The 24,704-nt window shown below is 49.3% G+C and carries 19 protein-coding genes, 2 tRNA genes and 1 other RNA gene; 14 read left to right on the top strand and 8 right to left on the bottom strand.

The window, feature by feature from the left end:
* Positions 1-10: 10 nt before the first annotated feature.
* From hrpB to fhuB, 5 genes are all read left to right on the top strand, one after another.
* Positions 11-2,455: an ATP-dependent helicase HrpB gene (gene hrpB, locus ACKPVM_RS19005; protein ID WP_409311364.1), complete on the top strand. Its 2,445-nt coding sequence runs from the start codon at positions 11-13 to the stop codon at positions 2,453-2,455.
* A 102-nt stretch (positions 2,456-2,557) separates the two neighbouring features.
* Positions 2,558-5,038 carry a bifunctional glycosyl transferase/transpeptidase gene (gene mrcB, locus ACKPVM_RS19000; protein ID WP_409311363.1) on the top strand — a complete coding sequence of 827 codons (2,481 nt, stop codon included), beginning with the start codon at positions 2,558-2,560 and terminating at the stop codon, positions 5,036-5,038.
* Between the two features lie 193 nt (positions 5,039-5,231).
* Positions 5,232-6,029 carry a Fe3+-hydroxamate ABC transporter ATP-binding protein FhuC gene (gene fhuC, locus ACKPVM_RS18995; protein ID WP_409311362.1) on the top strand — a complete coding sequence of 266 codons (798 nt, stop codon included), beginning with the start codon at positions 5,232-5,234 and terminating at the stop codon, positions 6,027-6,029.
* A gap of 2 nt (positions 6,030-6,031) precedes the next feature.
* Entirely contained in the window at positions 6,032-6,943 is a 912-nt protein-coding gene (gene fhuD / locus ACKPVM_RS18990; RefSeq protein WP_409311361.1) for a Fe(3+)-hydroxamate ABC transporter substrate-binding protein FhuD, read from the top strand.
* Positions 6,944-7,020: 77 nt separating this feature from the next.
* The gene (fhuB, locus tag ACKPVM_RS18985; RefSeq protein WP_409311392.1) at positions 7,021-8,991 is read left to right on the top strand and encodes a Fe(3+)-hydroxamate ABC transporter permease FhuB; all 1,971 of its coding nucleotides are present in this window, start codon (positions 7,021-7,023) and stop codon (positions 8,989-8,991) included.
* A gap of 66 nt (positions 8,992-9,057) precedes the next feature.
* On the opposite strand, the gene hemL is transcribed toward fhuB, so the two are convergent.
* Positions 9,058-10,338: a glutamate-1-semialdehyde 2,1-aminomutase gene (hemL, locus tag ACKPVM_RS18980; RefSeq protein ID WP_409311360.1), complete on the bottom strand. Its 1,281-nt coding sequence runs from the start codon at positions 10,336-10,338 to the stop codon at positions 9,058-9,060.
* 185 nt (positions 10,339-10,523) lie between these two features.
* Here hemL and clcA point away from each other — a divergent pair, with 185 nt between their 5' ends.
* Together clcA and erpA are read left to right on the top strand one after the other, a co-directional pair.
* Positions 10,524-11,912, top strand: coding sequence for a H(+)/Cl(-) exchange transporter ClcA (gene clcA, locus ACKPVM_RS18975; RefSeq protein ID WP_409311359.1), 1,389 nt, complete (start codon positions 10,524-10,526; stop codon positions 11,910-11,912).
* A gap of 126 nt (positions 11,913-12,038) precedes the next feature.
* Positions 12,039-12,383 (top strand): iron-sulfur cluster insertion protein ErpA, encoded by a 345-nt coding sequence (gene erpA / locus ACKPVM_RS18970; RefSeq protein WP_409311358.1) that lies wholly within the window; start codon positions 12,039-12,041, stop codon positions 12,381-12,383.
* 179 nt (positions 12,384-12,562) lie between these two features.
* Here erpA and ACKPVM_RS18965 read toward each other — a convergent pair whose 3' ends face one another.
* The 3 genes from ACKPVM_RS18965 to mtnN form a co-directional block, all read right to left on the bottom strand.
* Positions 12,563-12,829: a hypothetical protein gene (locus ACKPVM_RS18965; RefSeq protein WP_409311357.1), complete on the bottom strand. Its 267-nt coding sequence runs from the start codon at positions 12,827-12,829 to the stop codon at positions 12,563-12,565.
* A 244-nt stretch (positions 12,830-13,073) separates the two neighbouring features.
* Positions 13,074-13,919: a vitamin B12 ABC transporter substrate-binding protein BtuF gene (btuF, locus tag ACKPVM_RS18960; protein ID WP_409311356.1), complete on the bottom strand. Its 846-nt coding sequence runs from the start codon at positions 13,917-13,919 to the stop codon at positions 13,074-13,076.
* Between the two features lie 2 nt (positions 13,920-13,921).
* Complete coding sequence (mtnN, locus tag ACKPVM_RS18955; RefSeq protein ID WP_409311355.1) at positions 13,922-14,620, bottom strand: 5'-methylthioadenosine/S-adenosylhomocysteine nucleosidase; 699 nt, start codon at positions 14,618-14,620, stop codon at positions 13,922-13,924.
* Between the two features lie 120 nt (positions 14,621-14,740).
* On the opposite strand from mtnN, the gene dgt reads away from it, so the two are divergent.
* The 7 genes from dgt (at position 14,741) to ACKPVM_RS18920 (ending at position 23,409) form a co-directional block, all read left to right on the top strand.
* Positions 14,741-16,252, top strand: coding sequence for a dGTPase (gene dgt, locus ACKPVM_RS18950; RefSeq protein ID WP_409311354.1), 1,512 nt, complete (start codon positions 14,741-14,743; stop codon positions 16,250-16,252).
* Between the two features lie 221 nt (positions 16,253-16,473).
* Positions 16,474-17,907: a serine endoprotease DegP gene (degP, locus tag ACKPVM_RS18945; protein WP_409311353.1), complete on the top strand. Its 1,434-nt coding sequence runs from the start codon at positions 16,474-16,476 to the stop codon at positions 17,905-17,907.
* A gap of 175 nt (positions 17,908-18,082) precedes the next feature.
* Positions 18,083-19,240: a CdaR family transcriptional regulator gene (locus ACKPVM_RS18940; protein WP_409311391.1), complete on the top strand. Its 1,158-nt coding sequence runs from the start codon at positions 18,083-18,085 to the stop codon at positions 19,238-19,240.
* Between the two features lie 370 nt (positions 19,241-19,610).
* Positions 19,611-20,615, top strand: a complete 1,005-nt coding sequence (locus ACKPVM_RS18935; RefSeq protein ID WP_409311390.1) for a sulfate ABC transporter substrate-binding protein — start codon at positions 19,611-19,613, stop codon at positions 20,613-20,615.
* A 106-nt stretch (positions 20,616-20,721) separates the two neighbouring features.
* Positions 20,722-21,534, top strand: coding sequence for a sulfate ABC transporter permease subunit CysT (cysT, locus tag ACKPVM_RS18930; protein ID WP_409311352.1), 813 nt, complete (start codon positions 20,722-20,724; stop codon positions 21,532-21,534).
* 11 nt (positions 21,535-21,545) lie between these two features.
* Positions 21,546-22,427, top strand: coding sequence for a sulfate ABC transporter permease subunit CysW (gene cysW / locus ACKPVM_RS18925; protein ID WP_409311351.1), 882 nt, complete (start codon positions 21,546-21,548; stop codon positions 22,425-22,427).
* Positions 22,417-23,409 (top strand): sulfate/molybdate ABC transporter ATP-binding protein, encoded by a 993-nt coding sequence (locus ACKPVM_RS18920; RefSeq protein ID WP_409311350.1) that lies wholly within the window; start codon positions 22,417-22,419, stop codon positions 23,407-23,409. Before cysW ends, ACKPVM_RS18920 begins: the two co-directional genes overlap by 11 nt.
* Before the next feature lie 54 nt (positions 23,410-23,463).
* On the opposite strand, the gene ACKPVM_RS18915 is transcribed toward ACKPVM_RS18920, so the two are convergent.
* The 4 genes from ACKPVM_RS18915 to ACKPVM_RS18900 all read right to left on the bottom strand — a co-directional run bounded on the left by ACKPVM_RS18915 (position 23,464) and on the right by ACKPVM_RS18900 (position 24,606).
* Complete coding sequence (locus ACKPVM_RS18915) at positions 23,464-23,898, bottom strand: DoxX family protein (protein WP_409311349.1); 435 nt, start codon at positions 23,896-23,898, stop codon at positions 23,464-23,466.
* A 378-nt stretch (positions 23,899-24,276) separates the two neighbouring features.
* Positions 24,277-24,402: non-coding RNA, RtT sRNA (locus ACKPVM_RS18910), on the bottom strand.
* 45 nt (positions 24,403-24,447) lie between these two features.
* Positions 24,448-24,523: transfer RNA gene (locus ACKPVM_RS18905), tRNA-Lys, on the bottom strand.
* Between the two features lie 7 nt (positions 24,524-24,530).
* Positions 24,531-24,606, bottom strand: a tRNA-Val gene (locus tag ACKPVM_RS18900).
* Positions 24,607-24,704 lie beyond the last annotated feature (98 nt).

The raw sequence follows: 24,704 nt of genomic DNA, 5'->3' as shown, positions 1-24,704 counted from the left end.
GGAGATCGTTGTGATGTTACCGCCCGTCAGTGCCGTATTAAATGACGTCATCACGGCGCTGCATACGTCGCCCCAAGTGTTGCTGAATGCGCCTACCGGTGCCGGGAAGTCAACCTGGCTACCGTTACAGTTACTGCAACAGGGTAACCTGAACGGACGGATCATTATGCTTGAGCCACGGCGGTTGGCGGCAAAAAGCGTGGCATGGCGTTTGGCGCAGCAATTGGGTGAAGAACCGGGGCAGACCATCGGTTACCGAATGCGTGCAGAGAGCCGGGTGAGTGCCTCGACGCGCCTGGAGGTGGTGACAGAAGGCATGTTAACGCGCTTATTGCAGCAGGATGCTGAGCTGAACGATATTGCGTTGGTGATTCTCGATGAGTTTCATGAGCGTAGTTTGCAGGCGGATTTGGCATTGGCGCTCTTGCTGGATGTACAGCAAGGTCTGCGAGAGGATTTGAAGCTGTTGATCATGTCTGCCACGCTGGACAACCCGCGTCTTGGCGCATTACTGCCATCGGCTATTCATGTCGTATCTGAAGGGCGAAGCTATCCGGTCGAACGCCACTATGTTCCGCTTAATACTCAGGAGCGATTGGAGGATGGGGTTGCTCGTCAGGTAAGACGGATAATGGCTGAGCAGACCGGATCGTTGCTGCTGTTTTTACCTGGTGTTGCTGAAATTAAGCGCGTTCAGGCTTTGTTGGACACAGTAATAGGGGAGGACGTGGATTTGTGTCCTCTGTATGGTGCGTTAACACTGGCAGAACAGCAAAAAGCGATTTTACCCGCTGAGCAGGGGCGCCGTAAGGTCGTGCTTGCGACCAATATTGCCGAAACCAGTCTGACCATTGAAGGGATTCGTTTAGTCGTTGATGGCTGCCTGGAGCGGGTGGCGCGTTTCGATGTAAAGAGCGGACTTACTCGTTTGGTTACCCAGCGCATTAGTCAGGCGTCGATGGTTCAGCGTGCCGGACGTGCTGGGCGATTAGCGCCTGGGATGTGCTGGCACTTGTGTTCCAGAGAGCAGGCAGAACGTGCTGCGGCGCAAAGCGATGCTGAAATTCTCAGTAGCGATCTGAGTCATTTCTTGCTGGATTTATTACAGTGGGGATGTGCGGATGTCGGTCAGCTCACCTGGCTGGATCGGCCACCAACGCCTGCTTTACAGTCTGCACGACACTTATTACGTCAATTAAACATTATTGACCAGCAGGATCGATTAACGTCTGATGGGCGAAAAATTGCTGCGCTCGGATGTGATGCACGGCTGGCAACCATGCTTTTTGCTGCGACTCGCCAAGGCGATGACGCTCTGGCAACGGCAGGTTGTCTGGCTGCAATGTTAGAAGAGCCGCCGCGTAATGGATCGATTAACCTGCTAGATTGGTTGCATCGACCATTAGCACATTGGCAGCGGCGTGGGCATCAATTGACGCGACGTTTGGCACCAGTGTCTGGTCGTATTAATTCGTCGTGGGCCGCTTGGCTATTGGCTCAGGCATTTCCCGATCGGATTGCCCGTCGACGCGGTCAGGATGGACGTTATCAGTTGGCGAGTGGCATCGGTGCGATGATGCCGGTTGATGATGCTTTATCTGGCAATGACTGGCTGTTGATTCCTGCGTTATTGCAAAACCACCATACTGCGGATGCCCGTATTTTACTGGCTTTACCGTTGGCGATTGATCAACTGGTGCAGCAACTTCCCGAGTTGGTCAGTGAGCATAACATCGTGCAGTGGGATGAAGAAAAAGGTACGCTGCGCGCCAGTCAACGTCGTCAGATTGGCCATCTGATTTTACAAACGCGGCCATTGACGAAACCGTCTGATGACGTGTTCCAGCAGGCAATGCTGAGCTGGCTGCGTGAACAGGGGTTATCCCTATTAAATTGGGATTCACCGGCGGCGCAACTTCGTGTCCGTTTGCAGTGTGCTCGCCAGTGGCTGTCCGAGACTGATTGGCCTGCGGTGGATGATGAAACGTTGTTAGCGACACTGGAGTCGTGGTTGTTGCCTTCTTTAGCCAGTGTACGTGATCTACGGACGTTGCGACAGGTGGATCTCTGTGAAGCGGTGATGCGACGGTTGGATTGGCCTCAGCGTCAACGACTGGATAGCCTGTTGCCGACTCATTACACTGTGCCAGGCGGTAGCCGTCTACCTATTGTCTATTATGAAGATCGTCCGCCCGTGTTATCGGTACGATTACAGGAGATGTTTGGTGAGCGGCAAAGTCCTATGCTGGCGGAAGGGCGTGTTGCGCTGGTACTGGAATTGCTATCACCCGCTCAGCGCCCATTGCAGATTACGCGCGATTTAGCTGCATTTTGGCAAGGGGCCTATCGTGAGGTACAAAAAGAAATGAAGGGGCGCTATCCCAAGCATGTCTGGCCAGACGATCCGGCAAATGCCGTGCCGACCCGCCGTACCAAAAAGTATCAGAATCACTAATTTCAGACGTTTCCGCTTTCTTGAAAAGTACGGCGGAAACAGAGTAGACGGCCTGAGCGTAGAGCGAGTGGTCGTTAGCAACCTGATGGAGAAGTAATAGTAATGTCTCGGGATGATCGCGAACCTATCGGGCGCAAAGGAAGAGCGTCAGGACGTAAGCCTACACGTAAGCAAACAATACGGCGTCGTAGAGATGACGATTATGATGATGATTATGAAGATGATCGGGATGATTTTGACGATGATGATGGCTATGACGATGATGAGGACGAGATGACCCGGAAACCGCGTAAGAAACGACGCTGGCTTGGGCTTTTCATCAAGGTTTCGCTGGTTTTTGCTGTCCTGATGGCAATTTATGGTGTGTATCTTGATGGCCAGATTCGTAGCCGCATCGAAGGTAAAGTATGGCAATTGCCTGCTGCGGTATATGGTCGCATGGTTAACCTTGAGCCAGGGATGTCTTACAACCAGAAAGAGATGATCAGTCTGTTGGAAGGCATGCAGTACCGTCAGGTCAGCCGTATTACTCGATCGGGCGAATTTAGCGTTCGGGGCAATACCATTGATATGCTGCGGCGTCCGTTTGATTTCCCGGACAGTAAAGAAGGGCAAATTAGCGCCCGATTGACATTTAATAACGATCGTCTGGCTCAGATTCAGAATCTGGATAACCAGCGTAATTTTGGTTTTTTCCGCCTCGATCCAAAATTGATCACGATGATGCAATCGCCGAATGGCGAGCAGCGGTTATTTGTTCAGCGATCGGGTTTTCCTGATTTGTTGGTGGATACGCTAATCGCAACGGAAGATCGCCATTTCTATGAACATGATGGGATCAATCCGTATTCGATTGCTCGCGCCTTTTTGGCAAATATTACGGCGGGGCGTGCGGTTCAGGGGGGCAGTACCTTAACGCAGCAGTTGGTTAAAAACTTGTTCCTGACCAATGAACGTTCGCTGTGGCGTAAGGCCAATGAAGCCTATATGGCGTTGATTATGGACTATCGCTACAGCAAAGATCGTATTTTGGAGCTGTATCTCAATGAGGTTTACCTTGGACAAAGCGGGGGCGATCAAATCCGTGGTTTCCCTTTGGCGAGCCTCTATTACTTTGGGCGTCCGGTTAATGAGTTGAGTCTGGATCAACAGGCTTTACTGGTTGGCATGGTGAAAGGGGCATCGCTCTATAACCCGTGGCGTAACCCGCAGATTACGCTGGAACGTCGTAATCTGGTATTACGTTTGTTACAAAATCAACAGGTTATTGATGGCGACCTGTACAACATGCTAAGCGCTCGCCCGCTAGGTGTGCAACCTAAAGGCGGCGTGATTAGCCCACAGCCTGCCTTTATGCAATTGGTTCGCCAGGAATTGCAGCAGCGCCTGGGCGATAAGATTAACGATTTGTCTGGCGTAAAAATCTTTACCACGCTTGATCCGGTCTCTCAGGATGCGGCGGAAAAATCGGTCGAGGATGGGATCCCGGCGCTAAGGGCAGCACGTAACGTGAATGATCTGGAAGCGGCAATGGTGATCGTTGATCGCTTTAGCGGAGAGGTCCGTGCCATGGTTGGCGGCTCGCAAACACAGTACGCGGGGTTTAACCGTGCATTGCAGGCTCGTCGTCCGGTGGGTTCTTTGGCAAAGCCGCCGACTTATTTGACGGCGTTGAGTCAGCCTGATGTTTATCGTTTAAATACCTGGCTGGCAGATGAGCCACTTTCGCTTAAACAACCTAATGGGCAACTCTGGCAGCCAAAAAACTACGATCGTGAGTTCCGTGGGCGTGTAATGCTGGTTGATGCCTTGGCTAATTCCTTGAACGTCCCAACCGTTAATCTGGGAATGGCCGTTGGTCTGGATCAGATTACTGCAACGTTAAAACGGTTAGGTATCCCTGAAAATGTCATTCAGCCAGTTCCCGCCATGCTATTGGGGGCGATCAGCCTGACGCCCATGGAAGTGGCTCAGGAATATCAGACAATCGCTAGCGGGGGCAATCGTGCGCCGTTGTCATCGTTGCGTTCAGTGATCGCAGAAGATGGTAGCGTGCTGTATCAAAGCTTTCCCCAGGCTGAACGCGCCGTTCCGGCACAGGCTGCCTATCTGACATTATATGGTATGCAGCAGGTGGTTGAGCGTGGAACCTCGCGTTCGCTGGCGGTTAAATTCCCTAATTATCATCTGGCCGCCAAAACCGGGACGACCAACGATCTGCGAGATAGTTGGTTTGCGGGTATTGACGGTAAAGAAGTCGCCATCTCGTGGGTTGGGCGTGATAACAATGGCCCGGCCAAGCTGACGGGGGCAAATGGGGCGCTGACAATTTATCGTCGCTACCTGGAAAATCAAACGCCGTTACCATTGATGCTCACGCCGCCAGAAGGTATTGCGACCATGACGGTAGATGCCAGCGGCAATGTCGTCTGTAACGGCAGTAGCGCTGGGCGCGTTTTGCCAGTATGGACGGATAACCCTCAGGCATTGTGTCAGGCTAGCCAGCCTCCGCAAGTGTCGCAACAGGAACAACAAAACGGTGAAGGCGTTGCCGACTGGATCAAGGAAATGTTCGGTCAGTAGCGCGTCATCTCCCTCATTATCCTCAGTTTTATGGGGGTAATGAGGGGCGCGATGTTTTGCCATCGTCTCTCCTCTCTGGGTTAAATTTCTTGCGGATAGCATTCCGTTACGCCTATCATGCAACCTTTATAATAATCATTATCGTTTGCGATATCCGTTAGCCGCATTACATCTGGTTAAAACTCAAAACGTTATGCAAAATCAAAATAGATTGCCTGATACCACGTTCAGACTGGATGAGGTGAGTTTCTCTATCACGGGGCGCACGTTGCTGCACCCTTTGTCGCTGACATTTCCCGTTGGCAAAGTTTGCGGTTTGATTGGCCATAATGGGTCAGGAAAATCCACGCTGTTGAAAATCCTTGGCCGTCATCAGCCAGCCAGCACGGGCGATGTGTTTCTGGAGGAGCAATCGGCGGCAGCCTGGGATAGCAAATCTTTTGCTCGTAAAGTTGCCTATTTGCCTCAGCAATTGCCTGCGGCAGAAGGGATGACGGTTCGTGAATTGGTCGCGATTGGTCGTTATCCCTGGCATGGGGCATTGGGGCGTTTTGGGAGCGTCGATCGGGAAAAAGTGGATGAAGCGATTACGATGGTTGGACTAAAAACGTTTGCTAACCGTCTGGTTGATAGCTTATCGGGAGGGGAACGGCAGCGGGCCTGGCTGGCAATGACGATGGCGCAGGATAGTCGTTGTTTGCTTCTGGATGAGCCGACTTCGGCGTTGGATATTGCCCATCAGGTTGAGGTGCTGGCGCTCATCCAAAGTATGAGTCGGGAACGCGGATTAACGGTGATCGCCGTATTGCACGATATCAACATGGCTGCCCGTTATTGTGACCATCTCGTGGCATTGCGCGGTGGTGAAATGATCGCTCAGGGTGAGTCTGCTGCGTTAATGCAAAGCGACGTACTGGAGAATATCTACGGTATCCCCATGGGGATATTGCCTCATCCCGGTGGCGGTGCCCCGGTAAGTTACGTTTGCTGATAATGTCTGATTTATTACTCCCAATGATGCCGCCAGATCGTGGCCGACGTCGTCTATTGACCGCGCTAATGCTGTCTCCTTTGATTTACTCTTCTGTCAGTAAAGGGGCAACTTATCCCGATCTTAATCGGATCGTAGCACTTGAATGGTTATCGGTTGAACTGGTGATGGCATTGGGGATCATCCCGATGGCGATTGCCGATAAACCCAATTATCACATCTGGGTTAATGACCCACCGCTCCCGGATCACGTGGTTGATGTAGGTTTCCGTACCGAACCCAATCTTGAGCAACTGGCACAGTTGAAACCATCGCTGATTATTTATGCCGAAGGGTACGGCCCTTCAGCTCAAAAAATGACCCGAATCTCCCCCATTATGGGATTCGGTTTTAGCGACAATAACGGCAAGCCTTTGACGGTTGCTAAGACATCGTTGGTGAAGCTTGCTAACGCTTTGGGGATTCCCCAGGCAGCGGAAAAGCACCTTACGCAGCTTTCACAATTTATGCAGCAGTCGGTTATCGACTTAACGCCATATAAAGCGCGTCCGCTCTTGCTGGTGACGTTATTGGATACGCGACATGCTTTGGTGATTGGTAAAAATAGTCTGTTCCAGGAAGTGATGGACGAGTTGGGGATCGAAAATGCCTGGAAGGGCGAAACCAGTTTCTGGGGCAGTACCATTATCGGTATTGAGCGCTTGACGGAAATTAACAATGCTCATGTGCTTTGTTTTGAGTACGACAATCGTACCTATATTGATCAGGTCGCTAGCAGTCCTCTTTGGCAGGCTATGCCTTTTGTTCGCGATCGGAGTTGGCAGGTGGTTCCTGCGGTTTGGTTGTATGGTGGCACGCTGTCTGCAATGCGTTTTGTCCGGGTTTTGGCGCAGGCATTGGAGGCAAGAGCGTGACCAAGATAAAAAAATCGCCAGACGCGATTTTCAACGTTGTTAGCGGTGGTCATGTTGCGGCCAGACATAAGAAACCGATCTTGCCGATCTTATTGATTGGCCTGTTGCTGCTCATTGCATTCGGTATGGGAGCGTACAATTTACAGTACCAATTACCGCTGGCGCAGTGGTCGCAAGGATTCTGGCAGCCTGATATCAATAATGTCCATCAATTGCTGTTTCACTATAGTTTGTTACCGCGCATGGTGCTGGCCTTGTTGGTTGGCGCAGGCTTAGGGCTGTGCGGCGTCTTGTTTCAACAGGTGTTGCGTAATCCACTGGCAGAACCTTCAACGTTGGGCATTGCATCAGGGGCCCAACTTGGCATCACGGTGGTGACGTTGTGGTCATTGCCGGGCGGTATTGCCGTTCAGCAAATTGCCGCGATGGTAGGGGCATTAACGATTGGTATCTTGGTTTTTGGTGTTGCCTGGGGAAAACGACTTTCACCGGTTACGCTGATTCTGGCTGGGCTGGTGCTCAGTTTTTATTGCGGTGCGGTAAACCAGATATTTGCGCTTTTTTATCATGAGCAATTACAAAGCCTGTTCTTGTGGAACAGTGGTGCCATGAATCAGCAGGATTGGAGTAACGTCCAATTTGTCTTACCTCGCTTTCTTATCTGCTTTTGTCTGGCGCTGTTATTGTTGCGCCCATTAACCCTGATCGGGCTGGATGATGGCGTAGCACGTAATCTTGGGCTTGGGCTATTGTTTGCGCGGCTAAGCGCATTGGGGATTGCGATCTTCCTGAGTGCGCAGTTGGTTAATGCCGTGGGTATTATCGGTTTTATCGGCCTTTTCGCGCCGTTGCTGGCAAAAATGTTGGGGGCTCGACGATTATTACATCGTTTGTTGCTGGCCCCGGTATTAGGCGCATTGTTGCTTGGTGTCGCCGATCAGGTTGTGATTTGGCTGACGTTAGTATGGCGCGAGGTGCCGACAGGTGCCGCTACCGCGTTGTTAGGTGCACCGATACTATTGTGGTTGCTGCCACGACTACGCAGCAATGGGACGCCAGCGGTAATGGATCGTGCCACTGAAGCGCCTATTGAGCGACACCAATGGGGTTGGTGGCTTCTTTTGGGGAGCATGACACTTGTGATGCTGACACTGATTGCCCTGATTTGGGGGAAAAACGCACAAGGGTGGCATTGGGCTAGCGGGGACATGCTAACCGATCTTTTGCCATGGCGTTGGCCACGGGTTTTAGCCGCATTATCTGCGGGTATGATGTTGGCGGTTGCGGGCACCTTAATACAGAAACTGACCGGTAATCCGATGGGGAGTCCGGAAGTATTGGGGATAAGTTCCGGGGCGTCATTCGGTGTCATTATTTTGCTATTTTTTGTGCCCGGTAACGCGTTTATCTGGTTGCTTCCTGCCGGGAGTGCGGGGGCCGCTTTGACGCTGCTGATCATGGTGGTGGTCGCGGGGCGGGGCGGGTTTTCCACGCAGCGGATGTTGCTGGCAGGGATCGCCTTAAGTATGGCGTTTGGGACCGTCATTACCCTACTGCTGGCCAGTGGCGATCCGCGAATGGGAAATGTATTGACCTGGCTTTCAGGGTCTACTTATGCCGTGGAAGCCGCCGATGCCGTGCGGACCGCGGTGATTGCCTGCGTGCTGCTGTTGGTCGTACCGTTGTGTCAGCGCTGGTTGCGGATTTTACCGTTGGGTACGACGACGTCGCGAGCGTTAGGGGTGGCAGTGACGCCGGTACGCCTGTCGGTACTTTTACTGGCCGCAATATTGACTGCGATGTCAACATTGCTTGTCGGCCCAATGAGTTTTGTGGGGTTAATGGCACCGCATTTGGCTCGTATGCTTGGGTTCAGTCGTGTTATTCCGCAGTTGTGTTGCTCTGCGTTGCTCGGTGGGGCGCTAATGGTCATGGCAGACTGGTGTGGCCGAATGATGCTGTATCCTTATCAGATCCCGGCTGGTGTGCTGGCGACATTTATCGGTGCGCCTTATTTTATTTATCTGTTACGCAAGCAGGCGAAATAAGGGTCTGATTAATCATAACGGCGTCAGTGGATGACGCCGTTATGATGATGGAAAAGCCAGATTGATTTACAAACGTGCGAAGCAGGATTGTGCCGCTTCTATCGTGCGGTCAATGTCTTCATTGCTATGTGCCAGCGACATGAACCCAGCTTCGAAGGCGGAAGGAGCGAGATAAATGCCTTCGTCCAGCATCATATGGAAAAAGCGTTTAAAACGTTCGACATCGCATTGCATGACATCCTGATAGCAGGTCACGCTTTCAGCATTGGTAAAGAACAGACCAAACATTCCACCCGCCTGATTAATAACCAATGGAATGTTTTCCGCTTTGGCGGCAGACAACAGCCCAATAGTGAGTCGTTGCGTCAGTTCAGTCAGCTTTTGGTGGACACCGGGCTTGGCGACTTCCGTTAGGCAAGCAAACCCGGCAGCCATGGCAATGGGGTTACCGGACAGCGTTCCTGCCTGATAAACGGGCCCTGTTGGAGCCAGCGCCTGCATTATTTCACGCTTGCCGCCGAATGCGCCAACTGGCATACCACCGCCGATAATTTTACCTAAACAGGTGAGATCGGGCTGAACGCCATAATGGGATTGCGCACCCGCCAGAGCCACACGAAAACCGGTCATCACCTCATCAATAATAAACAGGGCACTGAATTCATCACACAGTGCACGTAAACCCGGTAGAAATTCGGGCAGGGGTGGAACACAGTTCATGTTACCCGCAACGGGTTCGACAATGATGGCGGCAATCTCTTGCGGATACTGTTCAAATGCGGCGCGGACGGAAGCGAGGTTGTTATAGGTACATGTTAAGGTATGGCGAGCGAAATCTGCCGGAACGCCGGGGGAGTTAGGCTGGCCAAGCGTCAACGCGCCCGAGCCTGCTTTGACGAGCAAACAATCGGCATGACCATGATAACAGCCTTCGAATTTGATGATTTTATCGCGACCGGTATAGCCGCGAGCCAGACGAATGGCGCTCATTGTCGCTTCTGTGCCTGAGTTCACCATGCGAACCATATCCATGCCAGGCATGAGTGATGTCACTAAACGTGCCATCAGCACTTCCATTTCCGTTGGCGCACCAAAGCTCAAACCACGTTCTGCCGCCGCGATCACGGCTTGACGAATGGCGGGATGATTATGTCCCAGCACCATCGGTCCCCATGAGCCGACGTAATCAATATAGGATTTGCCGTCTGCGTCATAAAGATAGGCACCATCAGCGCGTTCAATAAATAACGGCGCCCCACCGACGCCATTAAATGCACGTACCGGCGAATTGACGCCGCCCGGAATGAGTTGCTGTGCCGCAGCATACAGACTTTCAGATTTGTTCATTAAAGGGGTCCTGACGTTGCATTTGTCATTGGAAGATAGGTCATTCTAATAAACTGGCCGCAGATTATGAAATCTTTGTGCTGATATCAGAGTAAACGTCATCCGCTCGTAAACGGCTTTCGGTGTGCAACCTCTCCCCGAATGGGTAGAATAATGACCCATTTTTCTTTTCGGCTTTATAACCTGTGCCTAGATTGCATACATCGTCGTCCTCTTCATTTTCTTCCTCTACGGCCGAACGTAACGCGGCAATAAAACAATTTATGCGACGTGATAAAGCGCCGGTATTGATTTTGATGTTGGCTGCCGTGGTGGGGACTCTCGTTGGGTTGATTGGTGTCATTTTTGAAAGAGCGGTGGGATGGGTGACGCACCAGCGTATGTCAATATTAAATGAGCCATCTGAAGGTTGGGTGGTCTGGCTATTGGCTTTCATGATCTCCGCGTTGCTTGCGATGTTTGGTTACTATCTGGTTCGACGATTTGCACCGGAAGCCGGAGGATCCGGGATCCCTGAGATTGAAGGTGCGCTTGAAGCGCTCCGTCCTGTGCGCTGGTGGCGTGTGCTTCCTGTTAAGTTTTTTGGCGGCATCGGTACTTTAGGGGCTGGCATGGTTTTGGGGAGAGAAGGGCCAACGGTACAATTAGGCGGAAATATTGGTGGTATGGTTTCTGATCTCCTCCCCAAAAGACTACAGGAAGGGCGACACTCTTTGTTGGCAACAGGTGCAGCCGCAGGGCTTTCGGCGGCGTTCAATGCACCATTGGCGGGGATTCTGTTCATCATCGAAGAAATGCGTCCACAGTTCCGCTACAACCTGATTTCCATCAAAGCGGTATTCATTGGCGTCATTATGTCGAGTATTGTGTTTCGTCTGTTTAATGGCGAACAGGCGGTAATCAATGTGGGACAATTGCCGTCCGCGCCACTTAACACACTATGGTTGTATCTGGTTCTTGGCATGATTTTTGGTGTTGTTGGGGTGCTGTTCAATGCATTGGTGCTGCGTGCTCAGGCATTCTTCCTGCAATATCATCATCAACATTTGTCTCGTTTTTTACTGGTCGGCGCTATCGCTGGCGGCATTTGTGGCGTGCTTTCGCTGTCGTTTCATGAAGCAACTGGCGGTGGGTTCGAATTGATCCCAGTTGCAGCGGCGGAGCATTACAGTATCAGCATGCTGCTGTTTATTTTTATTATCCGTGTGTTCATGACACTCCTTTGCTTTGGTTCGGGGGCTCCTGGCGGTATTTTTGCGCCGATGCTGGCGTTAGGGACATTACTCGGTATGGCGTTTGGAATGGCAGCCAATCAATTTTTCCCTGATTATGCTATTGGCGCTAGCACGTTTGCGATTGCTGGCATGGGGGCATTATTCGCGGCATCGGTGCGGGCACCGCTCACCGGTATCGTGTTGGTTCTAGAGATGACAGACAATTACCAGCTTATTTTACCGATGATTGTCACTTGCCTGGGAGCGACGCTATTGGCGCAGTTTTTAGGTGGCAAACCCTTGTATTCATCTATTCTGGCACGCACATTACAACGACAGGCCCAAGCAGAAAAAGCCTGATAGCCGGGTGGTGTGATGATTAATTCAACAAAATACGTCAAATCTTGAACGTTTTGGTCTACTGCTGGATAATAAGCGTATGATTGGGTATGCATGACGATGACCCTGAGTTGGGAGTATAAAGAGATGAGCGACGATATAGCATTGCCACTGCAATTTACCGATGCAGCAGCGAGTAAAGTGAAAAACCTGATTGCCGATGAAGAAAATCCTGAGCTGAAGCTTCGGGTTTATATTACCGGCGGGGGATGCAGCGGTTTTCAATATGGTTTTACCTTTGATGATCAGATTAATGAAGGTGACATGACCATTGAAAAGCAGGGCGTTGCTTTGGTTGTCGATCCGATGAGTCTTCAATATCTGGTAGGCGGTGCCGTTGATTACACGGAAGGATTGGAAGGGTCACGTTTTGTCGTCACTAACCCGAATGCCAAAACAACCTGCGGGTGTGGTTCCTCCTTCAGCATCTAACAGGGCGTTTAACTGCACTGTATAAAAGATGTTGGCAGATAAAAGTGAGGAATGAGGGCCGCCGCGACGGCGATAATGTGTGCGCCCCCGTCATCCAAAAGTTAAGAAAAATAAACCCCGTGAACGGAAGTGGTTCACGGGGTTTGGTTTTTATTGTCAGGCTTGGTCAATCTTCAGCGTTACCATTCGACGGTAATCAAGCGGTTCTCTGTGTGAACATTGGTTTTCCCTTCTGCTATCGGTTCTGATGGCAGGTATGATTCCGTGATTTTGGGTTGGGCTACGGAATCCACATTGCATTTCATTTGATATTGCCCGGCATGTGATGCAATACCGCATGCAGGAAGGATCGTCAGTCGGGCGTTAATTTGCCCACTGCCGCTCCCAGCATAGGCCGGAGCACAGGCTGCCAGAAGCAAACCTGCGCCAAGCAGCGTCTTTCTCATTTTCTGATTACCTGGTGTTAAAAGAACCGATATCGGTCCAAAATAGTGCTCTTTATTTTTGGTCGTACTTTTGACATTTTTGCCGGGTGGATAGTATGAAACAGACAGTATGAAACGGATCGTATGAACTTCCACCAATGCGCTGATATTATCGTCAAACTATTGTGACGCAAATGTAATAACTGTTACAAACTGTATGTGAGTTATCGTATCTAAATCAATAATGCTTTCTGATTATTTTTATCTATTCATTGATTGATGGCAGGGCGTTTAGCTGTTGACAAATTCGCTGTGCTGCTAAAAATAATCGGGGACCACTGCGATTAAACCAGTCTTCATTTACGGCAATAACCGGCACGTCGAGCTGTGGCAGCCAAAATGCTTTTGTATTGGCGATCGCCGTTGCTGAACCACTCACGATGATTGCCTGCGGGTCGCGTCTTAACACTTGTTCCCGACTGACCTGTGGCCAGGGAACCGGGCTGTCACTGAAGATATTCTGTGCACCGCATAACGATACGATCTGACTTTGCAGCGTGTCTTTTGACGATGTGAAAAGTGGCATTAGGCCAAATTGCATAAAAACTCGTCGTGGTGGATGTGTTTTACCCGAGGATGTGACGTTTGCGTAACGTTGTCTCAAATCTGCCGCTTGTTGAAGCAGTGCCGCTGCTGATTTTTCCGCTTGTTCGGGATGTTCACTGTATTTTGCCAGTTGTTGTAACGTCGCGGGGATATCTTCCAACGTCTTAAGGTCGAAATAAACGATAGGAATACCGAAACTAGCCAACTGTTCCAATGGCCTTTGTGGATTGCCCTCTCGCCAGGCCAGAATAAGCTCGGGCTTGAGTGCCAGAATACGTTCCAGATTGATTCCTTGCCAGGACGCCACCTGCTCTAGCTTTTTTGCTTCCGGAGGATAGTCAGACCAGGTACTGACTGCAATGAGCTGATTCCCCATCCCCGCAGCATAAGCAAGCTCGGTTGCATGGGGAGCCAGACTAATGACGCGTTTAGGTATGGCATTTGCCGTCGCTAATAGCGAAAAAAACAGAACGCCCAATAGGCGCAACGTCCATGGCTTTATCATGATTAACGTTTAGACAATGCCAGTAACATGGTTTCTACCATACGGGTAGATTGTTCAGCGGCGACAGTCAGAAACTCATCGAAGCTTAGATGTGATACCTGATCGGCGACGTCAGAAATAGCCCGAACGATGACGAAAGGAACACCAAACTGATGGCAAACATGTGCCACAGCCGTTGCTTCCATTTCTACGGCGATAGCCTGAGGAAAGGTGGTGCGGATGCGAGCGAGTGGCGTGGCACCGTTGATAAATGCGTCTCCACTAACGACAAGACCGCGAACGGCCTTAAGTTGCAGTTTAGCGATAGCATCCTGTGCTAGCGTAATTAACAGCTCATCAGCCATAAATGCTGCCGGACAACCAGCCATTTGACCCGGTTCATAGCCAAAAGCGGTCACGTCAGCGTCATGGTAGCGCACTTCATCGGAGACAACGATATCGCCAACTTTTAGTGTAGAGGCGAGCCCACCTGCTGAGCCGGTGTTAATGACGACATTCGGCTGGCAATGTTCCAGTAGCAGTGTGGTACCCAGTGCAGCGGAAACTTTACCAATACCGGATTTCAGCAAGGCGACATCAACGCCGTTCAACTGTCCGGTATAAATCTCACACCCGGCACGTTGTCGTGTTTCACGATTCTCGATGCGATCTCGCAGAAGCGTCACTTCTTGTTCCATAGCGCCGATAATGCCGACTTTCATAGGGTTCCCCGTAAATTCTGTTATAAATGGAAGATGTGTCACAAGGGGTAGTCTATCATGGCTAACGGAGTGAGATGGAGTAAGGAAATCATGCCGTAGCCATTTGACATGGAGAACCGTATGTCTGATATCGATTTTGCCAAGAAAATGAGTTTTCAGCGTCATTTCAGCCGCCCTAAATCGGCTGACGATGCGTATGCCATTGTTCGTCAATTTGAAAGCGATCGTGGCCGCATCATTAACTCCGCAGCGATTCGACGATTACAACAAAAAACGCAGGTTTTTCCGCTGGAACGGAATGCGGCTGTCCGTTCCCGTCTGACTCACTCTATGGAGGTGCAGCAGGTTGGACGTTACATCGCCAAAGAGATTTTGCACCGATTGCAATCTGAAAATCGCCTGGAAATGCTTGGGCTAGCTGACAAACAGACACCCTTTGAAAGCATGATAGAAATGGCGTGTCTGATGCATGACATTGGTAATCCTCCTTTTGGACATTTTGGTGAGGCGGCAATTAACCAGTGGTTTAGAAAACTTTTGGCTACGCATTCTCTGGATGTAACAGATGGGCATCGAGTGGATGATTGCAAGGTTCATGCATTGCGGATGCAACAGGATGGGTTGGACGACTTACGTAGTCAGGTCAGACAAGATTTGAGCCATTTTGAAGGTAATGCGCAGGCCATTCGACTGGTCCATACCTTGTTGAAACTCAATCTGACCTATGGTCAGGTGGGGTGCATTCTGAAATATACCCGCCCCGCGTATTGGCATGGGGAACCGCCAGCAGAATTCGATTATCTGATGAAAAAGCCGGGGTACTATCTGGCGGAAGAAGCGTTTGTCACTAGGCTGCGCGAGGAACTGGCGATGGGGGAATTTCATCGTCACCCGTTCACTTACATTATGGAAGCCGCCGACGATATTTCTTATTGCATTGCGGATCTGGAAGACGCCGTTGAGAAGGATATTCTCACGATTGAAACGCTCTACGAACGCCTGCGGGAAAACTGGGGCGATATTGGCGAAAAAGATCTTTTTACGAAAACGATTGGCCGTGCCTATGACGAGCGCGATCGCCTGAAGTGGCGCAGCTATGACGATCAATTTTTCATGAATCTGCGAGTTTACACCGTCGGGCAATTGGTTCCTCATGCTGCACAACGCTTTATGGATAATCTGTCGGCTATTTATGCGGGGGAGTTCAACCAGGCGTTATTGGAGGACAAAAGCCCTTCGAATGAATTGCTGAAAATATTTAAGCAGGTAGCGCTTAAGCACGTCTTTAACCACCATGAAGTCGAGCAGTTAGAGTTACAAGGCGATCGTGTTATTCGGGGGCTATTGGATATTTACAGTCCATTGCTTGATATGCCGTATCAGGAGTTCACTCGGCTGGTGAACGATGATAGTCATAAACACTATCCCATAGAAACTCGGCTGTATCATAAATTATCCAGTAAACACTGCCTTGCTTACCGTGAAGCCGTAGAAAAGCAGCAAGGGCTTCCGCCGAAAGAACGGGAGATTTATGAATATTATTATCGGGCCCGTTTAATTCAGGATTACATCAGTGGTATGACGGATTTATATGCTTACGATGAGTATCGAAGATTGATGGCGGCGGAATAAAAATTTTTGTAAAGCGAACCAATATTTTCTTACGCTTCCTCATCTTCTCGGGATGAACTTTGTCAGGCCAATATTATCTCATACAGCACGACCACGGTATGCATGCGTTACCTGCCAAACAGCGGTTAATCGAATGGGTTAGCTGCTGTCTTGTTTTTTAAACGATGATGCATATACCAGGTCGTGGAACCTGCGTGATGATTAACATGAGATATATCCCTATGAAAAGAAAACCATTGGTTCTCAGTGCGTTGGCCTTAAGCCTGGCATTGGCGATGGGGCCTATCGCTGCTCATGCAGCAGAACCCGCTCAATCTTCGCCTTCCAGTGGACAACTTCCTAGTCTGGCTCCGATGTTGGAAAAAGTGATGCCTTCTGTCGTGAGTATTTATGTGGAAGGGCACACCAGTGCCAGCAAAGAGAAAATCCCTCAGCAGCTCCAGCCTTTTTTTGGTGAAGATTCTCCGTTCTGTCAGGACGGTTCCCCTTTTCAGGCATCTCCCATGTGTCAAGGTGGCGATGATGAAGGCGCAGCCCCCAGACAGCAAAACTTTCAGGTATTGGGCGCAGGGGTCGTGATTAACGCCGAAAAAGGTTATGTGGTGACGAATGCCCATGTGATTGAGAATGCGGATAAAATCCAGATAAGATTGAGCGACGATCGTAAATTTGATGCCAAAGTGATCGGTAATGATCCGCGTTCGGACATTGCGCTGGTGCAACTGAAGGATTTTAAAAATCTGACGGCAATTAAAATGGCTGACTCCGATCAGTTGCGAGTCGGGGACTATACGGTAGCGATCGGGAATCCCTATGGGTTAGGGGAAACCGCAACGTCCGGGATCGTTTCGGCATTGGGTCGGAGTGGATTGAATATTGAAAATTACGAAAACTTTATTCAGACCGATGCGGCGATTAACCGAGGTAACTCCGGTGGGGCGCTGGTTAATCTTAATGGTGAATTGATCGGCTTGAATACGGCGATTCTGGCACCGGATGGTGGCAACATCGGTATCGGTTTTGCTATCCCAAGTAATATGGTGAAGAGTCTGGTTGGGCAGATTGTTGAGTTTGGTGAAGTGAAACGTGGTGAGCTGGGGATTACCGGTACAGAATTAAATTCTGAACTGGCTCAGGCCATGAAGGTGGATGCTCAACGAGGCGCTTTTGTCAGCCAGGTCCAACCAAAATCTGCGGCCGCCGAAGCGGGAATAAAAGCCGGTGACGTGATTGTGACGCTAAACGGTAAGGCTATCAGCAGTTTCTCTGCATTACGGGCTCAGGTGGGTTCGTTGCCGATTGGAAGTAAGGTCTCTCTTGGACTATTGCGGGAGGGGAAACCGGTAACGGTTAATGTGACGCTCCAACAAAGCAGTCAGGCGCAAGTCGCTTCGGGTAACCTCTACTCTGGCATTGAAGGTGCTGAGCTAAGTAACACGGAACAAAATGGTCAGAAGGGTGTAAAGGTCGATAACGTTAAACCGGGTACGGCCGCAGCAAAAATTGGTCTGAAAAAAGACGATATTATTTTCGGTGTAAACCAGCAGGCAATACAGAATATCGGTGAGTTGCGTAAGATTTTGGATAGCAAACCTACGGTTCTGGCGCTGAATATTCGGCGTGGTGATACTAATCTCTATTTGCTAATGCAGTAATGACTGTCTGGCGCCAGATACGGTTCTATTTGGCGTCAGCCGTTTTCCTACCACATTTTGTGAGTTCTTCCACAGATTTAGCCAAATTCCCCATTCTTTGTTAATTTGCACAATGTATGGTGCAACATGTGACGTTATGCTGGTGCAATTGTCAGTGTTCCTCGCAGAGGTAGAAATGGCGTCGTATCATCTTAATGCCAAGATGGCCCAGGATATAGTCGCACGAACCATGCAAATTATTGATAGTAATATCAACGTGATGGATGCTCGCGGGAAAATAATTGGCAGTGGCGATCAGGAACGGCTAGGCGAACTGCATGAAGGGGCATTGCTAGCGCTGTCTCAAGGTCGGGTGGTGGATATTGATGAGGCGGTTGCTCGCCATTTGCACGGTGTTCGCCCAGGCATCAATCTGCCGTTGAGAATTGATGGTGAGATCGTGGGCGTGATCGGTTTGACCGGGAACCCCAGCCAGTTGAGACAATATGGCGAACTGGTTTGTATGACAGCGGAGATGATGCTGGAGCAGGCCAGACTATTGCACATGCTGGCGCAGGATAGCCGTCTGCGCGAAGAACTGGTTTTGAACTTGATTCGGACTGACGAATTATCCCCGGCGCTAATGGAGTGGGCGCAGCGTCTGGGAATCGATCTGAATAAACCGCGTGTCGTGGCTGTACTGGAAGTGGATAGTGGGCAACTCGGTGTAGACAGTGCGATGGAAGAGTTGCAACAGTTGCAGACGCTTTTGACTACGCCTGAACGCGACAATCTGATTGCTATCGTGTCCCTGACTGAAATGGTGGTGCTCAAGCCAGCGCTGAACAGCCACGGTCGTTGGGATGCGGAAGAGCATCGCCGCCGGGTAGACCATCTGTTATCACGTATGGCGGAAAGTAGTCGGCTTCGTGTTCGTCTGGCGTTAGGCAATTATTTCCCCGGTCCCGGTAGTATTGCGCGTTCTTATCGTACCGCGAGAACCACCATGAGCGTTGGCAAGCAACGCATGCCGTCACAACGCTGTTATTACTATCAGGATTTGATGTTGCCGGTATTGCTGGATAGCCTACGTGGTGGCTGGCAGGCAAATGAACTTGTCCGTCCACTGGCTAAGCTTAAGGCTATGGACAGTAATGGGTTGCTACGCCGGACGTTGGGGGCGTGGTTCCGTAACAATGTTCAGCCGGGTACGACAGCTAAATCATTGTTTATTCATCGTAATACGCTGGAGTATCGTCTTAATCGCATTTCTGAGCTTACTGGGCTGGATCTGGGCAATTTCGACGATCGTCTGCTGCTGTATGTTGCCCTGCAACTTGATGAAGAAGACTAATCAAGTGAGATGAGCTGGATAACGTTACACGCACTTAATGTGATTGTGGCGTTATTCCAGTGTGCCTAAGGCTAGCCTACGCCCCCAACGTGAAAGCGTGTGGGGATAATTTACTTAGATTGAAAACTATTACATAACCATAAACAATATAACGCTATAGCATAAATTATCGCGAAACAGTATTTTTGCCCTCTCCCTATATCCTCTATTGTCACTCCCATGTCGCTGGTCGGTAACCATGTTGGTGAACCACCTAAATCCGTAGCATTCGTCGTTATTTTTATATTCACCTGATTCGTTATGTTTTTTCGTCACGTTATCGAACAGGTTAATAAATACTTTCAAATTTTAGGGAGTGATAATAATGTCAATACGTCGCCTGGGACTCTCTGTTGCTACGGCAGCACTCTTATTTTCTGGTGCCGCTTCTGCGGCAACGGAATTATTAAATGTGTCTTATGATCCTACTCGTGAACTTTATCAGCAGTATAACGCCGCTTTTATTAAGCATTGGAAAGCGACGACGGGTGAGGATATTTCTATTAAGAATTCACACGGCGGTTCGGGTAAACAAGCGCGTTCTGTCATAGACGGTTTACAGGCCGATGTCGTTACTCTGGCTTTGGCTGGCGATATTGATGCGCTTAACTTAAATCAACCCATTATCGACCCTAAATGGCAGGCTCGCTTGCCAGATAACAGTACGCCTTATACTTCTACCATTGTTTTTCTGGTGAGAAAGGGTAACCCGAAACAAATTAAAGATTGGAACGATTTGGTGAAACCGGGCGTGGAAGTGATCACGCCGAATCCGAAGACTTCTGGTGGCGCTCGCTGGAATTTCCTGGCTGCCTGGGCTTACGCGAAAGCGTTACCGGGTGGAAATGATGAGAGTGCGCTGAAATTTGTGACGGAGTTATATCGCCATGCGCCTGTTCTGGATACTGGTGCGCGGGGATCGACGATTAGCTTTGTACAGCGTCAGTTAGGCGATGTGCTGTTGGCGTGGGAAAACGAAGCCTATCTTTCTTTGAAAGAACAAGGGGGGGATCAGCTTGAAATTGTGACACCTTCTTTGTCCATTCTGGCTGAACCGCCTGTTGCCGTGGTTGATAAGGTTGTAGAGCGTAAGGGAACGCAGAAGCAGGCTGAAGCCTATCTGCAATACCTTTATAGCGATGATGCACAACGTATTATCGGTAAAAATTTCTATCGTCCACGTAATGAAAAAATTGCCGAGGAATTTAAAGATCAGTTCGCTCCGGTGAAGTTGGTCACCATTGATAAGGATTTCGGTGGCTGGAAAGCCGCACAGGACAAATTCTTTAATGATGGTGGTGTATTTGACCAGATATTTAAAGAAATTAATAAGTAATTGATGGGTTTGTATTTCAGATAGCCGCTATTTATATAGCGGCTTTGATTCGTCGGCAATGATTTAATTCGCCAGGATCTTTGAGTATGACAATTAAAGGCACATTATGTCACAGCGTTCCTCCTCGGTGATCCCCGGCTTCGGATTAACTTTAGGTTTTAGTCTGAGCTATTTAGGGTTAATTGTTCTTATTCCATTGGCGGGTATGTTTCTTTATGCCAGCCAATTAACGTTGGCACAGTTCTGGACATTAATTACCAGTCGTCAGGTGCTTTTCTCTCTTCAATTGTCCTTTGGCACGGCACTGGCTGCTGCGTTTATTAACGGTATTTTGGGGACGTTACTGGCGTGGGTATTGGTTCGTTATACCTTTCCTGGTCGTAAAGTGATTGATGCGATGATAGATATGCCGTTTGCCTTGCCAACGGCAGTCGCGGGTATTGCTTTAACCGCGCTATATGCCCCCAATGGCCTGATTGGTTCACTGTTTCCCTTCAAAATCGCCTATACGGGGATAGGCATTACGCTGGCGCTGATTTTTGTTACGTTGCCTTTTGTCGTTCGCACATTGCAACCCGTGTTAGCGGATATCCCGAAAGAAATTGAGGAGGCGGCTGCGTGTCTCGGTGCCCGGCCCGTACAAGTGTTCCGCCATGTCCTGATTCCTGCATTACTGCCAGCCTGGTTGACTGGGTTTGCGCTGGCTTTTGCTCGTGGTGTTGGAGAATACGGTTCTGTCGTTTTTATTGCGGGCAATATTCCATTTAAAACGGAAATTCTGCCGTTGCTGATCGTCTCAAAGCTTGATCAATATGATTATAAAGGGGCAACCGGGATTGGCGTATTTATGCTGTTGGTTTCCTTCATTATGCTGTTGCTGATTAATTTACTGCAACGCCGTATTCAACCGAAACTGTAAGGCAGAACGGCATGGAACAAGTTATTTCTTCTCGGGTGAGTCCAACAAAATCCCACAAGCAGCCAACAACGTATTACGTACTGGTATTGCTGGCATGGATAATTTTCTTTCTAGTTTTAGTGTTGCCGCTGCTAATGGTGGTTACTCAGGGGTTGGATAAAGGCGTTGGGGCATTCTGGGATGCGATTTCCGAACCTGATGCTATTTCTGCATTAAAACTGACCTTACTGGCTACGGTGATTTCTGTACCGCTGAATGTCGTGTTCGGACTGGCAACGGCGTGGTGTGTGACCAAGTTTGAATTTCGTGGCAAAAGCTTTTTGTTAGCGCTAATCGATTTACCGTTTTCTGTTTCTCCTGTTGTGGCGGGGTTGGTTTACGTCCTGCTGTTTGGTGCCCAAAGTAAGCTATATCCCTTTCTAACGGCGCATAATCTGGAGATCGTTTATGCCGTTCCCGGCATCGTGCTGGCGACGATTTTTGTCACGCTCCCTTATGTCGCGCGTGAACTGATCCCACTGATGGAGCAGCAAGGATCGCAGGAAGAAGAGGCGGCAAGGCTGCTGGGCGCAAATGGATGGCAAATGTTCTGGCATATCACGCTGCCGAATGTGAAGTGGGCACTGATTTACGGCGTGGTGCTGTGTACTGCCAGAGCCATGGGCGAGTTTGGTGCCGTATCCGTTATCTCTGGTCATATTCGTGGGTTGACCAACACGCTGCCGCTACATATTGAGATTCTTTATAACGAATATAACATCGTCGCTGCTTTTAGCGTCGCCATTCTACTGCTGGTGATGTCATTGGTCGTTCTGCTATTACGCCAGTGGAGTGAAAACAGATTAACGAAGCAAATACAGAAACAACAGGAGTTGACCAAAAATGAGCATTGAGATCCGAAATATTAATAAGCAATTTGGTCAGTTTCGGGCGCTAAACGACATTAATCTGGCGATTCAGAGCGGTGAACTGGTGGCGCTCTTAGGACCGTCGGGATGTGGGAAAACAACGCTATTACGTATCATTGCCGGATTAGAGCAACCGGATAGTGGGAATATTATTTTCCATGGTGAAGATGTTTCTGTTCACGATGTTCGCAAGCGTAATGTTGGGTTTGTTTTCCAGCATTATGCGTTGTTCCGGCATATGACGGTGTTTGACAATGTGGCGTTTGGGCTAAGAATGAAGCCAAAGTCAGTGCGTCCATCGAAACGTGATATTGAACAGAAAGTTCATGAGTTATTGAATCTGGTTCAGCTCGATTGGTTGGCAGATCGTTATCCTGAACAACTTTCCGGTGGGCAGCGTCAGCGTATTGCGTTAGCACGTGCGCTGATTGTTGAGCCAAGTATCCTGCTGCTGGATGAGCCTTTTGGTGCGTTGGACGCCAAAGTTCGTAAAGAATTACGTCGCTGGCTTTCTCAGTTACATGAAAACATTAATCTGACATCGGTATTCGTGACGCATGATCAGGAAGAGGCGATGGAAGTTGCCGATCGTATTGTGCTGATGAATAAGGGCGTTATTGAACAGATCGGTTCTCCGGATGAGGTTTATAACCGGCCAGCAAGTGAGTTTGTCTATCACTTCCTGGGAGACAGTAACCGGCTGAAAATTGCACAAACGGATGAAACCATTCTATTCCGTCCTCATGAGGTTGCTCTGTCCACACAGGCTCAAGAAGGATATCAGCCTGTGACAGTTCGTGATATTCGTCCATTGGGCGCATTGACTCGCCTGTCATTAAAGCTTGGTGATGAAAACGAACTGATAGAGGCAGAAGTAGCAAAAGATGATTTGAGTTTACACGGTTTGCAAAAAGGTGACGTCATTCAGTTCAAACCCAAACGTTATAACCATGATTGGGAAATTTAAGATGATATAAAAAACGCCCGATAAAGGGCGTTTTTTATATTGATGGTAAGTCGGTTAGCGATAAGCAGGATTGGATGAAACGGAATAACGACCACTACCAACCAACATAATAATGATTCCGCCAAAGAAGTAGAGCGCTTCGACTTCCAGCGCCCAGGCACCAACTTGAGTCAGCGTAAAGAATTTCGATGTGCCGACCATCAATGTTGCCACAACAAGAGTTAATGCAGCGATCAAACCTGATACTCGGGTAAAGACACCTAAAATAATCAGGATAGGAGCAACGACTTCGCCAACGTAAACGCCGTATGCGATGAATCCGGGTAATCCAATACCTTGGAGCGTATCCACTATCCAACCTACGCCATGCTCTACTTTTGCGATCCCATGAAGCAATAGTAAGACGCCGATAGTTAAGCGTAATAAAAGTTTACCTGCGTCAGGATGATCGGTTAAACGAGTGAACCATTGATTTGCCTGAGAAATCATAATGAATAGCCTTGTATATGATCGAAGAGATTACCCATTGGGATATACCCGTCATACTTCAAGTTGCTTGTGCGTTGGCTGGTCAAATTCGTTCCCGACGAATTTGTCCTTCGCTTGCCGCCTTCATGCAACCTGAATTATTTAGTGTATAGGCATATAGTGTTGTTGTTTCTGAGGTGGATAGAAACCAAATAGATTTGATATATATTGTCAAAAAATTGCGTTAAGTGACTGCTGAGACTGATGATGAAAGCACTGGATGGCTTTTCAAAATAGATAAAACGTTGGTGAAAGATAAAAGATGGAAATGGAATATTTCTCTGATTAGCAAAGACTTCAGGTGAGGACTAACTCAAGACAGGATTTATTTTGCGGAATTGGTGGGTCGTGTAGGATGACTCAGCCTCCGGCTTCGCCCCTTCGGGGCCAACGCTACGCGTTGTTGCTCGCTTCGCTCGACTCGAACCTGAACGCAGGTTCTCACCTGCACAACACGTGCAATATGCAAACTAGGCGGATTAACTCAAGACAGGATTTATTTTGGGTAATTGGTGGGTCGTGCAGGATTCGAACCTGCGACCAATTGATTAAAAGTCAACTGCTCTACCAACTGAGCTAACGACCCGCAGAAGTGGTGGGTGATGACGGGATCGAACCGCCGACCCCCTCCTTGTAAGGGAGGTGCTCTCCCAGCTGAGCTAATCACCCACTTCTGTACTTCATGTTCACAAGAAAACAGCTGGTATGAGAATGGTGGGTGATGACGGGATCGAACCGCCGACCCCCTCCTTGTAAGGGAGGTGCTC

Source organism: Pectobacterium hainanensis, from assembly GCF_046237015.1.
GTDB lineage: Bacteria > Pseudomonadota > Gammaproteobacteria > Enterobacterales > Enterobacteriaceae > JBJYIN01.
The sequence above is the reverse complement of the archived record's forward strand: the minus strand, read 5'-3'. Positions and strand labels throughout refer to the sequence as shown.